Annotated in this window: 10 protein-coding genes; all 10 read left to right on the top strand. The window is 26.7% G+C overall.

The genetic code is table 11. The features are described 5' to 3' along the window. The first annotated feature begins 1 nt into the window (after window position 1). The 10 genes from BUA70_RS08950 (at window position 2) to BUA70_RS08905 (ending at window position 13622) form a co-directional block, all read left to right on the top strand. Complete coding sequence (locus BUA70_RS08950) at window positions 2-1717, top strand: glycoside hydrolase family 13 protein (RefSeq protein WP_072896480.1); 1716 nt, start codon at window positions 2-4, stop codon at window positions 1715-1717. Window positions 1718-1866: 149 nt separating this feature from the next. Further along, window positions 1867-2877: a LacI family DNA-binding transcriptional regulator gene (locus BUA70_RS08945; RefSeq protein ID WP_072896478.1), complete on the top strand. Its 1011-nt coding sequence runs from the start codon at window positions 1867-1869 to the stop codon at window positions 2875-2877. A 40-nt stretch (window positions 2878-2917) separates the two neighbouring features. Continuing rightward, complete coding sequence (locus tag BUA70_RS08940) at window positions 2918-5065, top strand: TIM-barrel domain-containing protein (RefSeq protein ID WP_072896475.1); 2148 nt, start codon at window positions 2918-2920, stop codon at window positions 5063-5065. Between the two features lie 24 nt (window positions 5066-5089). Continuing rightward, window positions 5090-6574, top strand: coding sequence for a 4-alpha-glucanotransferase (malQ, locus tag BUA70_RS08935; protein ID WP_072896472.1), 1485 nt, complete (start codon window positions 5090-5092; stop codon window positions 6572-6574). 4 nt (window positions 6575-6578) lie between these two features. Further along, window positions 6579-8942: a glycogen/starch/alpha-glucan phosphorylase gene (locus tag BUA70_RS08930; RefSeq protein WP_072896469.1), complete on the top strand. Its 2364-nt coding sequence runs from the start codon at window positions 6579-6581 to the stop codon at window positions 8940-8942. A gap of 307 nt (window positions 8943-9249) precedes the next feature. Beyond that, a complete protein-coding gene (locus tag BUA70_RS08925; RefSeq protein ID WP_072896467.1) occupies window positions 9250-9816 on the top strand; it encodes an HMA2 domain-containing protein in 567 nt (188 codons plus the stop codon). 22 nt (window positions 9817-9838) lie between these two features. Then, window positions 9839-10219 carry an HMA2 domain-containing protein gene (locus BUA70_RS08920; protein WP_072896464.1) on the top strand — a complete coding sequence of 127 codons (381 nt, stop codon included), beginning with the start codon at window positions 9839-9841 and terminating at the stop codon, window positions 10217-10219. A gap of 14 nt (window positions 10220-10233) precedes the next feature. Further along, window positions 10234-12444, top strand: coding sequence for a heavy metal translocating P-type ATPase (locus BUA70_RS08915; protein ID WP_072896461.1), 2211 nt, complete (start codon window positions 10234-10236; stop codon window positions 12442-12444). A 1-nt stretch (window position 12445) separates the two neighbouring features. After that, the gene (locus tag BUA70_RS08910; protein WP_072896459.1) at window positions 12446-13303 is read left to right on the top strand and encodes a hypothetical protein; all 858 of its coding nucleotides are present in this window, start codon (window positions 12446-12448) and stop codon (window positions 13301-13303) included. 46 nt (window positions 13304-13349) lie between these two features. Further along, complete coding sequence (locus BUA70_RS08905) at window positions 13350-13622, top strand: hypothetical protein (RefSeq protein ID WP_072896456.1); 273 nt, start codon at window positions 13350-13352, stop codon at window positions 13620-13622. Window positions 13623-13771 lie beyond the last annotated feature (149 nt).

Raw genomic sequence — 13771 nt, 5'->3', positions numbered from 1 at the left:
TATGAATAAACATGGGATATTTCATATTCCAGAAGCTCCTTTTGCTTATGGAATAAATGAAAATACACTTTATATAAAAATAAGGGTAGCAGCAAAGGATATAAAATCAGTAAAGTTATATTGTAAAGATAGATATAATTGGGATGGAAGTTTTCCTTGTTATGAAATGGAGAAAATAATTTCTTCAGAGTTATTTGATTATTTTAAAGCAGAAGTAAAGGTTAGAGAAAAAAGATTTAGATACTTTTTTAAAATAATTGATAATAATAATGAAGAAGTCTATTTAAATGAGAAGGGATTACAAAAAGAGATTCCTAATGAAGGAGGAGCCTTTCAATTTCCTTATATAGCATTAGGAGATTTATATAGAGAAGTAAAATGGCCTCAAGAAGGTATAGCTTATCAAATTTTTCCGGATAGGTTTTTTAATGGAAATAAAAGCAATGATCCAAAGGATGTTATGAAGTGGGGAGAAGAAGTTACAACTAGAAATTTCTTCGGTGGAGATATTAAAGGTATAACTGAAAAGCTTGATTATATAAAGGATTTAGGTGTTACATTTATATATATGACACCAATATTTAAATCATCATCTAACCATAAATATAATACCTGTGATTATTATGAAATAGATGAGATGTTTGGAACTAAGGAAGAGTTTAGAGAACTTATAAAAGAAGCTCATAAAAGAGAAATAAAGATAATTTTAGATGGAGTATTTAATCATACTGGAGCAGATTTCTTTGCCTTTAAAGATTTAATAGAAAAGGGAGAAAAGTCTAAATATAAAGATTGGTTTTTTGTTGAGGATTATCCAGTAGATTTAGAAAAAATAAACTATGTAACTTTTGCAAATAAAGTGAAATACATGCCTAAAATTAATATGAATAATAAAGATACAAGAAATTACTTTTTAAATGTTGCAAAGTATTGGATTGAAGAATTGGATATAGATGGTTGGAGATTGGATGTTTGTGATGAGGTAGATCACTTATTTTGGAGAGAATTTAGAGAGGCTGTAAAATCAGTAAAAGAAGATGCTTTTATTATTGGAGAAATAATGCATCAAGGTAGAAACTTTCTAAAGGGGGAAGAATTAGACTCAATTATGAATTATCCATTTAGGGAAGCTTCTTTAGACTTTTTTGCAAAAAGAACAATTGATGCTAAAAAGTTAAATGATATATTAATGGAAAAGAAAGCTTGGTCAATGGAAAGTATTAATAGACAAATGCTTAACCTTTTAGACTCTCACGATACTGCAAGATTTTTAACAGATAGTGATGGTAATATAGATAGACTTAAACTTGCAGTGGTGTTCCAATATACTTTTGAAGGAATTCCATATATATATTATGGAGATGAAATTGGAATGAAGGGAGAAACTGATCCATATTGTAGAAGATGTATGGTTTGGGATGAGGAAAAACAAAATATTGATTTAAAAAATCATTTTAAAAAATTAGGAAAAATAAGAAAAGAAAATAAGGAGTTAATATATGGAAAATATAATTCCTTGATAAAAGATAAATTCTTATTAGTTTATGAGAGAGTTTTAGGTGATGAGAAATCTTTAATTATTATAAATAATGATTTAACTTCTAAAGAAGTTGAAATTTGTGGTAAATTTAAAGATTTATATGAGAATAAACATTTAGAGATAAATAATAAAATTTTAATAAATCCTATGGATTTTAAAATCTTAAAGGCTAAATAATATAATGATGATGAAAATAATTTAAGAATAATTATAAAAATACCTGTAAACGTGTTGCAAATGTTTACAGGTAGGATTATAATTAATATTGGAAACGATACCGATAAGGTTACCAAAAATATTTTGTGACTATGGTTTGGGGGAATTGTATGAATATTAAGGATGTAGCAAAAATTGCAAAGGTTGGTGTGAGCACAGTTTCAAGAGTTATAAATAATCATCCAGATGTGAAGGAAGAAACAAGGGAAAAAGTTTTAAAAATAATAAAAGAAGTAAATTATATACCAAATAATAGTGCAAGAATACTTAAAAAGCATAATACGAATAATATAGGAATTTTATTAAAAGGTGTTTTTAATCCTTTCTTCTCTGAAATGCTAAAGATTATATCTGGAAAAATTGAAAAAGCTGGATACACTATGATTCTTCGCCATTATGATCATACAACAAGCCAAGACGTAGACACAGTAGCAGCTTTTGCTAAGGAAAAGAGACTTCAAGGAATTATATGTTTAGGTGGTAACTTTTTAAATATAAATGAAAATAGTTTTGATGATATTAATATACCTATAGTTCTTACTTCAGCAAATATCATAAGTGAAAATATTGGAAGTAAAGTTTCCTTTATAGGAATTGATAATGAGAAAGCAGCTTTTGAGGCTACAGAATATCTTATAAGAAATGGTCATAAAAATATAGCTTTAATATTAGGAACTAGTGATGATGTAGGAGTAGGTAATTTAAGGCTTAAAGGATATAAAAAAGCATTAATAAAAAACAATATACCTTTTAAAAAAGAACTTATTTTATACGGAGGCTATGAGTGCAAAAAGTCTTATAGTTCAGTAAAAAAACTTTTAAATAATAAAAAATTTTTTACGGCTATTTTTGCAATATCGGATCTTATGGCTATTGGAGCCTGTAAAGCAGTATTTGATGAAAATCTTAAAGTTTGCCGTGACATTTCTATTATAGGATTTGATGGTATGGAAATAGGAGAGTTTTATGAACCATCAATAACAACTATAAAGCAGCCAAGAGATGAAATGGCTAAAAAAAGTGTAGATTTATTATTAAAATTAATATATGGAAAAGAAAATAATAAGCATTTAATTTTAAATACTAATTTAGTTGAGAGAGATTCTTGCAGAAAAATTTAAAATACATAGGTAGTTTAAAAACTACAGAAGGGGGTAAATCATGAGAGTTTATGAAATTAATGATCATATTAAAAAATACTCTTTTGGTGAAGTGTTTCAAACTGATACTGTTGTAATTAAAGGAAAAGAAATAAAAGAACAACCTTTAGAATTCTTAAAGAAAACTTTAAATAATCAGTTTTTATATATTTTAGATGATGAAGATATAGTTTATGGACTAGGTGAAAATGTTAGAGGAATAAATAAAAGAGGATGGATATATGAAAGTTTTTGTACTGATGAGTTCAGTCACTTACCTAATAAAAAATCCTTATATGGAGCTCATAACTTTTTAATAGTATATGGAAAAGAAACCTTTGGGATATTTTTAGATTATCCAGGTAGAGCTATCTTTGATGTAGATTATTCTAAGAGAAATGAACTAAAAATAACTACAGAAGATGATAATTTAGATATTTATATTATAAAAGGTAAGAACTTAAATAATATAGTTCAAAATTTTAGAAACTTAATAGGAGAAAGTTATGTACCACCAAAGTGGGCTTTTGGATATCAACAATGTAGATGGAGTTATAAAAACGAAGAGGAAGTTGAGGAAGTTTTAGATAATTTTAAAGCAAATAATATTCCAATAGATTGTATATATTTAGATATTGATTATATGGAAGATTTTAAAGACTTTACTGTTAATAAAAAGAACTTTCCAAACTTTAAGAGTTTTATAGAAAAAATGAAGAAAAAAGGTGTTAGATTAATTCCTATAATTGATGCAGGAGTAAAGATAGAAGAAGGATATGATGTATACGAAGAAGGCATAAAAAACAAATATTTTTGTGTAGATGAAAATAATAATCCTTTTGTAGCAGCAGTATGGCCAGGAGTAGTACATTTTCCAGATTTTTTAAATAAAGATGCAAGACTTTGGTTTGGAAAAAAGTATAAGTATTTGATAGATCAAGGTATAGAGGGATTTTGGAATGATATGAATGAACCTGCTATTTTCTATTCTAAAAAAGGATTAGAAAAAGCATTTAAAAAAATAGAAGAAGCTAAAGGAAAAAATTTAGGAATATATGATTTTTTTGATATAAAAGATACTTTTCCAAGGCTAGCAAATAGTATGGAAGATTACAGAAGCTTTTACCATAATGTAGATGGTACTTTAGTAAGACATGATAAGGTTCATAATCTTTATGGATATAACATGACAAGAGCTGCATCAGAAGGTTTTGATTATATAGATGACAATAAAAGATTTTTATTATTTTCAAGGGCTTCAATGATAGGTATGCATAGATATGGAGGAATTTGGACAGGAGATAATACTTCTTCCTTTGAGCATTTAGAGTTAAATATGAAAATGATGCCAAGTTTAAATATGTGTGGATTTATGTATATAGGAGCGGATACTGCAGGTTTTGGAGATAATACTACAGATGATTTAGCTATAAGATGGAGTCAATTTAGTATATTCACACCTTTATTTAGAAATCATTCAGCTTTAGGTACGAGAAGACAAGAACCTTATGCTTTTGATGGAAAGGCAACAGAAATTATTAAAAATTCTATAGAGATAAGATATGCATTAATACCTTATATATATAGTGAATTTATGAAGGCAACTATAAATAATGATATGTATTTTAAACCAATGACTTTTGAATATAATGATTCTTTTGTTAATAGAATAGAGGATCAATTAATAGTTGGAGATTCTATTATGATAGCTCCAATATATAAGCAAAATGCTAAAGGTAGATATATATATCTACCAGAGGAAATGTTATTGTGGAAAGCTAAAAAATATCATAGTGAAGAATTTGAAATAATTAATAAAGGGCACTCATATATAGATGTAGCTATTGATGAAATTCCTATTTTTATTAGAAAAGATAAGATTCTTGTTTTAGAAAAACCAGCAGAAAATATTGATTCTATGAAAAATAATGAAATAAATATAGTGGCCTTTTTAGATAAGGAATCAGAATATAAATTATATGATGATGATGGTAAATCAAAGGATTATAAAAAAGGAAAATATAATGAAATAAATATAAAAGTAATAAATAAAAATAATGATATAGAAGTAAAAATAGATGTTAAAGGAAATACATCAATAAACAAAATAAATGTTACAGCAATAACTTTAGATGGAAAAAGGATATTAAAAGAAGTTATTTTAAACTAAGTTTACAAAAAGGATGGTATAAAAATGAAGAGAAGTAGTGGTGTGATTATGCACATATCTTCTTTACCAGGAGATTATGGTATAGGAACCTTTGGAAAAGAAGCGTATGATTTTGCAGATTTTTTAAAAAAATCAGGATTAGGATACTGGCAGATATTGCCTTTGGGTCAAACAAGTTATGGGGATTCTCCTTACCAATCTTTTTCAGCCTTTGCAGGAAATCCGTATTTTATAGATTTTGATATATTAGAAAAAGATGGATTATTACAAAAATCTGATTATGAAAATATAAATTTTGGAGATAATCAATTATATGTAGATTATGAAAAGTTATTTAATGAGAAATTTAAAGTATTAAAAATAGCTTATAAAAATGGAAAAGAAAAATATAGAGAAGAAATAGAGAACTTTAAAAAGGAAAATTCACTTTGGATTGAAGATTATGCATCTTATATGGCTATTAAAAGTGAATTTAATTTAAAAAGTTGGCAAAGTTGGGATGAAGATATAAAAGTTAGAGAAGAAAAAACTTTAAATAAATACAAAGAAAAACTAAAAGATGAAATAGAGTATTGGATATTTATTCAATATATATTCTTTAAGCAGTGGAATAACTTAAAAAATTATGTTAATTCATTAGGTATTAAGATTATAGGAGATATTCCAATATATGTATCAGAAGATAGTGCAGATGCTTGGGCTAACCCTGAAATATTTTTATTAGATGAAAAGAAGGTACCAATTAAAGTAGCTGGATGTCCTCCAGATGCTTTCTCTGCTACAGGGCAGCTTTGGGGAAATCCTATTTATAGGTGGGACTATTTAGAAAATACTGGATATAGATGGTGGATTAATAGGATCAAGGAAAGTTTAAAGCTTTATGATGTAATAAGAATAGACCACTTTAGAGGTTTTGAATCTTATTGGCAAATTCCTTATGGAGAAGAAACGGCTGTAAATGGAGAATGGGTTAAAGGACCGGGAATGAAACTATTTAATGCAATAGAAAAGGAGTTGGGAAAAGTTAATATAATAGCGGAAGACTTAGGATTTTTAACTTCAGAGGTTATTAAATTTAGAAAAGATAGTGGATTTCCTGGAATGAAGGTATTACAATTTGCCTTTGATGAAAGAGAGGAAAGTGACTATTTACCTCATAATTATGATAAGGATTGTATTGTATATACAGGTACTCATGACAATGATACTTTTAGAGGTTGGTTTGAAAAAACAGGCTCTAAAAATGATATAGAGTTCTGTAAAAAATATTTAAAGTTAACAGAAGAAGAAGGATATAATTGGGGCTTTATTAGAGGAGCTTGGAGCAGCGTTGGAATGTTATCAGTTACTCTTATGCAAGATTTTTTAAATCTAGGAAATGAAGCAAGAATGAATTTACCCTCTACTATAGGTGAAAATTGGAAGTGGAGAATGGATAAAAGTAGTTTAAATGAAGAATTATCTAAAAAAATATATGAGTTAAATAAGCTGTATGGAAGGTGTGAATAATAAAATGACAAGAGAAGAATTAAAGAAAGACATATTAAGATATTTAAAGGTGAAGTATGGTAAAGAGAATATAGATAATGCTAAAGATTTTGAAGTTTTTAATGCTGTATCTATGGCTTTATTAGAAAATATAGTACATGATTGGAACACAACTACTAAATTATATAATAAAGAAAAAAATGCTTATTATTTTTCAGCAGAATATTTAATGGGAAGAGCTTTAGGAAATAATTTAATAAGTTTAGGGCTTTATGATGAAGTTAAAGAAGTACTTAAAGAATTTAATATAGATATTAATAAAATTGAAGAAATTGAAGAAGATGCAGGCCTTGGAAATGGTGGGTTAGGTAGACTTGCAGCTTGTTTTATGGATTCAGCAGCATCAATGGAAGTTCCATTAATGGGATATGGAATAAGATATAGTAATGGCCTTTTTAATCAAAAATTCCAAAATGGTTTTCAAGTTGAAGATGCAGATAATTGGCTAAAATATGGTGATCCTTGGAGCATAAGAAAAACAGATGAAGAGGTAGTTATTAACTTTAAAGATGAAAAGGTTAAAGCTATTCCTTATGATACTCCAATAATAGGTTATAAATCAAAAAATATAAATACATTAAGACTTTGGAAATGTGAACCAGTAGTAGAATTCGATTTTAATCTTTTCAATGATCAAAAATATGATGAAGCTTTAGAAGAAAAAAATAGGGCAGAAGATATATCAAGAGTTTTATATCCAAATGATTCAAATGAGGAAGGAAAACTTTTAAGACTTAAACAGCAATACTTCTTAGTATCAGCTTCACTTCAAGATATAATAAGAACTCATAAAAAAATGTGGAATAATGATTTGTTAAATTTTTCAGTTATGCATTCTGTTCAATTAAATGACACTCATCCAGTTCTTGCAATTCCAGAGCTTATAAGAATCTTAGTAGATGAGGAAGGAATGGACTTTAATAAAGCTTTAGAAATTTCTAAGGGAGTTTTTGGTTACACTAACCATACTATTTTAGCAGAAGCTTTAGAAAAATGGGATGTAGAATTAATAAGAAAATTATTCCCAAGAATTTTAGAAATAATAGAAAATATAGATTCAATATTTGTAAAAGAGCTAGAAGAAAAGGGATATAGTGAAGAAGCTATAGAAGAATTTAGAATAATTAATGATGATTTAGTAAGAATGGCTAATTTAGCTATATATGTATCCTTTGCAGTAAATGGTGTTGCAAAGTTACATACTGATATTTTAAAGAATACTGAACTTCACAATTGGTATGAATTATATCCTGAAAAATTTCAAAATAAAACTAACGGAATAACTCCAAGAAGATGGTTAAGACTATGTAATCAAGAATTATCAGCTTTAATTACAGAACTCTTAGGTAGTGAGGATTGGGTTAAAGATTTATCTAAATTAAAAGAATTAGAAAAGTATGCTAATGATGAAAAAATTTTAAAAAAATTTATGGATATTAAACATATAAAAAAGAGTGAGCTTGCAGAATATATAAAAGAAAAAGAAGGAATTGAAATAGATCCAGATTCTTTATTTGATATACAAATAAAGAGATTACATGAATATAAAAGACAATTATTAAATGGATTATATATTTTAGATTTATATTATAGATTAAAAGAAAATCCAAATATGAATATACCAAAGGTTACATTTATATTTGGAGCTAAGGCTTTCCCCGGTTATGAAAGGGCTAAAGCTATAGTTAAGTTTATAAATGAAATAGCAAAACTTATAAATAATGATGAAGAAGTAAATAAGAAAATGAAAGTTGTATTTGTGCAAAACTATAGAGTATCTTATGCAGAAAAATTATTTCCAGCAGCAGATATTTCAAAACAAATCTCTACAGCAGGAAAAGAGGCTTCAGGTACAGGAAATATGAAGTTTATGTTAAATGGAACACCAACCTTTGGAACATATGATGGAGCTAATGTAGAGATAGTTAGGGAAAGTAAAGATGAAAATAACTTTATATTTGGATTAAGAGTTGAAGATATTGAAAAAATCAAAGATGATTATGATCCAGAAAAATATTATGAAAGTGAAGAAGCTTTAAAGAGAGTTATAAATACTTTAATAGATGGAACTTTTGATGATGGAGAAACAGGAATGTTTGAAGATTTATATAATTCATTATTAAAAGAGGGAGATCAATATTTTCTACTAGCAGATTTTCATGGATTTAGAGAAGAGGAAGATAAGGTATTTAAAGCTTATCAAGATAAACTTTTATGGGCTAAAAAGTGCTTCTTAAATACTTGTAATGCAGGTATATTCTCTAGTGATCGAACTATAATGGAATATAGTAATGATATTTGGGGAATAAAACCTTGCAAAAATAAATAATCACAATAAATAGGATTATGATCTTAAATTTAAAAGTCATACTTATAAAAATACAAATTAAAAAATAGAATTAAAAATAGCATCCTTTATTAACTAATTGTTAAAAGGATGCTTTTCTTTTGTAATAAATGAATTATTTAACTTAAAAGTATTAAAAAACTATTATTTTAACTTAAAATATTAATAATATTATGTAGAATTTAATATAAATAGGTATTTTGTTGAAAAAAACAATGAGAATTTATAAATTTTATAGAGGAAAATATTATAAAATAATATTTATGTACAAATTTTAAGAGGTGATTTTTTGAATAATTGGGCAATTAAATTTCTTTTTTATTCTTTAGGTGGAATAGTTTTAAATAAAATTACTAATAATGAATGCAATAATAAACCGGCTTTAAATTTACCTAATTTTAGAGGAACTTTAGAGGTTAAACATTATATAGAAGGTAGGTTAAGATTAAAAATTCCTTCTTTAATAGAAAATGAAGAGCAAGGCTATGGAGTTTTAGAACAACTAAATAAAATAGATGAAATAAATACTGTAGAAATAAACTTTAAAATAGGAACAATTTTGATTAAATATAATGAGGAAAAAATAAAGCCTATTCTACTAATAGGTATAATAATAAGACTTTTAGGTTTAGAAAATGAAATACAAAAAGAAATAGAACCTATAGTTACAAAGGAAGTAAAAAATATAAAGGATTCTTTAAATTTAGCTGTATATGATAAAACTAAAGGAATTTTAGATATGAAAAATATAATTATGATTTCTTTAATAGGATTAGGGATTTATAGGCTAAAAATAAGTCCACAGCTTAATATAAGTGGTATAACTTGTTTGTGGTGGGCATATTCTTTTATATAATTTATATTTTGAGGTGAAAAAGATGTTAGATTTTAAGTCATACATAATAAAACATTTTGCAAAGGTTAAGGTAATTCATAAAATTCCAGGAAGAATAAGACTAAAGGTACCAACTTCAGTAAATATTCCAGAAGAATTTAGACATTATGATAAGTTTGTAGTTAAAGGTATAAAAATATTAGATGGAATAGAAGATGTAACTTTTAATTATGTAATAGGAACAATACTTGTAAACTATGATACAAACAAAGTATATGAAGAAAAAGTCTTAAAATGGATAAACACAGTAATAGATGTGGTAATTAAAAATTTAAAATTAATACAACAATATGGAGAGACTAATCTAGAATACGTTATAAACACTTTAGAGCAAAAGTTAAAGGAAGAGGTTACTAAATTATAAGGAGGTTTTAAAGAATGCTATTTACTAAAAAAGTTCCTTTGCTTAAGGGACATATAATACATACCATACAAGGAAGAATACGTATAGGATGTAGAGCTTTAAAATATTTAAAACCTTTTAAAAATCAAATAGAAAATAAATTAATAAAGATAGATTTTATAAAAAGTGCAAGGCTAAATATAATAACTGAAAATATTTTAATTTATTATGATAATAATGCTGTTACTCAAGAAGAAATTTTGAAGATTTTTGAAGAGTTATTATCCTACTATGCATTAGTCGCTTATAAAGAGGAGAGAAAAGAAGAAGGAAAACTTTTAAATATTGAAAGATCTCCCCAGGAGGAAACTGTAGGTGATATAGTAAAAAGACTTTTATTAACTACAGTAGTTATTGGCTATTCTATTATAAAAAATAATAAAGAAAGTCTTATGGAGAAGTCACTTCCTATACATAAAAGATTTTTAACCTTACCTGCAGTAGCTTCAATGTATTTAACTAAGCCTCTGTTTAAAACTGGAATTGGAGGTTTAAGAAAAACTTTAAAGCCTAATGCAGATACATTAACTATAACTTCTATTATAGCTAGTATTTTAACAGGAAAAGGAACATCCGCTTTAACTATAATACTTCTTTCGGATATAGCAGAATTTATGACAAGCTATACTATGAAGAAAACAAGGGATTCTATAAAAAATTTATTAAGCTTAAATGAAGAATTCGTTTGGAAACAGTTAAAAGGCGGCGTTATAAAAAAGGTTAGAATAAATGAAATTAAAAAAGGAGATTTAGTTGTAATTCACACAGGGGAAAAGATATGTGTTGATGGTTTAGTAGTTTCTGGAGAAGCTGTTGTTGATCAAGCAGCAGTTACAGGAGAATTTATGCCTGATATAAAGAGAAAAGATAGTAAAGTTTTTGCAGGTACTGTTGTGAAAAATGGAAATATAACTGTTTATACGGAAAAGGCTGGAGATGATACAGTAGTTTCTAGAATAATTAATTTAGTTGAAGACGCATCTTATCAAAAAGCTCATATACAGGATTATGCAGATAAGTTTTCATCTTACTTAATACCATTTAACTTTGTATTTTCAGCTATAACTTATGTAGTAACTAAAAGCCCTATAAGAGCTTTAAATATGCTTGTTATAGATTATTCCTGTGGTATTAAACTATCAACAGCAACAGCTTTTTCCGCAGCTATAAATACAGCTGTAAGAAGTGGTGTACTTATTAAAGGTGGAAATTACATAGAAGCTTTAGCAGAATCAGATACTTTAATGCTTGATAAGACAGGTACTTTAACAGAAGGAAAGCCAGAAGTAACTAATATTATAACTGCTAACAATATAAATGAAGAAGATATTATTAAATATTCAGCAGCAGCAGAGGAAACATCAAGTCACCCTATGGCAGTAGCTATATTATCTAAAGCTAAATTAGAAGGATTATCTATTCCTACTCATGGAGAAGTTAAAACGTATATTGCAAGAGGAGTAGAGACAACTATAAAGGATGACATAATAAGAGTAGGAAATAAAGTCTTTATGGCAGAAAATAATATAGATATTAAAGAATTAGAACTTGAAGCTGAAAAACTTAAGTCTAAAGGACTTAGTGTTATATACGTTTCTAAGAACTTAAAGATTATAGGACTTTTAACTATACAAGATAGAATGAGAGATAATATGAAAAAATCCTTAAATAACTTAAGATATCAAGGAATTGATGAAATCATGTTATTAACAGGAGATTTAAAAGAACAGGCTGAAATAGTAGCTAATAAAATGGGAGTTGATAGTTATGCAGCAGAATTACTTCCAGAGGATAAGGCTAAAACAGTTTTAAAATTACAATCAAATGGTTCTAAGGTAATAATGGTTGGAGATGGAATTAATGATGCTCCAGCACTAGCTTATTCTGATGTAGGAGTTGCATTAGGAAGAGGAATTACAGATGTAGCTATGGAAACAGCAGATGTTACTGTTCAAAGTGATGATCCTATGATGCTTCCAACAACAGTAGATCTTTCAAAAAGAACAATGAATATTGTAAAAGAAAATTTTGGACTAGTTATAAGTATAAATACATTAGGACTTATACTTAGTGCAGCAGGAGTTTTACCTGTTTTTTGGGGTGCTGTACTTCATAATTCAAGTACCATATTTGTAGTATCAAACTCATTAAGATTACTTTTCTTTAATATGGAGAGGAGGAAATAATATGAAAAATCCAACTATGGTGATTGTTCATAGGCTAACAAATAGGTTAAGGGTAAAATTATCTCATCCTTTAAAAAATATCTTAGAAAGTAAAGATATGATAAAGGAACATAAGGGTATAAAGTTTGTAAAATATAATTCTATAACAAAAAGTTTGCTTATTAATTTTGATGAATTTGAAATAAAGTCAGAGGAAGTGCTTATAAGAATAGCCATAGTATATTCTAAAAGTTATGGATATAATCCAATTAATATAGTTTCAAATTGTCCTAAAAGAGAAATGCCTATGCTTTCTTATTATTCTATAGCGGCAATTTTAGGTGCTACTTTATCAAAATTTATATTATGGCCTAAAAATGTACAAGAATTTTTAAATTGGATAGCAGTGGGAACTACTATTGGTGCTATTGGAGAACATGCTTATTCAGAAATAAATGAAAAAGGAACTGTAGATCCTGAGGTTATGTCTGTTATGTATCTTGTAAATTCTATTAGAAAAGGTAACTTTATAGCACCATCTGCAGTAACATGGCTTACTACCTTTGGACGACATATTTTAAATACATCTTATGATGAAATAATATTAAAGGTAGATGAAATTAGAAATGTTTGTAGTGGAGAAACCTATTATAATGTTTCTGTTTTTCCGGCAATTGATAACAATGAAAAAATAGGATTTTTAAAAACTTTTATATCAAGATTTATAGAAAGTGAAAAAATTAATATGGGAAAATCAATTTTAGTAACTAAAACTGGCATAAATAATAATGGAAGAGCATATTTTGGATTTTCTAATGGATATAATGCAATAAGAATGAAAGATGGCTCTGAACACATCATAGGGAATGTAATTAGTTAATTATATATTATTAATATAAATTTTAAAATTTTAAGGAGGAGTTTTTATGCTTCAATCAATTAATAAAGATCATATAAAAGGTGCTTTAGTAGGAGTTGGCGTATGTGCTGTAGGTTATTATGTTTATAAAAAAAATCAAACACAGGTAGATAGTTTCTTAAGAAAACAAGGAATTAATGTTTCAAATAATATTTCAAAGGATTATAGAAATATGAATTTAGAAGAATTAATGGAAACAAAAGAGTTAATAGAAGATATAATAGCAGAAAAAGAATTAGTTACTCCAGAAGTTAATTGCTGTACTGAAGAGCAAGTTTAAAAACTTAAATATTATACATAATATATATAAGAAATATTTTCATAAAAATAATATTACATATTAAGTTTTAATCTAAATTATAATATAAAATTTATTTTAAAATAATTTTTAAAAGAATAAGTGATTATATAAAAACTAAAAGCATCCTT

The sequence above is a fragment of the Clostridium fallax genome (assembly GCF_900129365.1).
GTDB lineage: Bacteria > Bacillota > Clostridia > Clostridiales > Clostridiaceae > Clostridium_AH > Clostridium_AH fallax.
The sequence above is the reverse complement of the archived record's forward strand: the minus strand, read 5'-3'. Positions and strand labels throughout refer to the sequence as shown.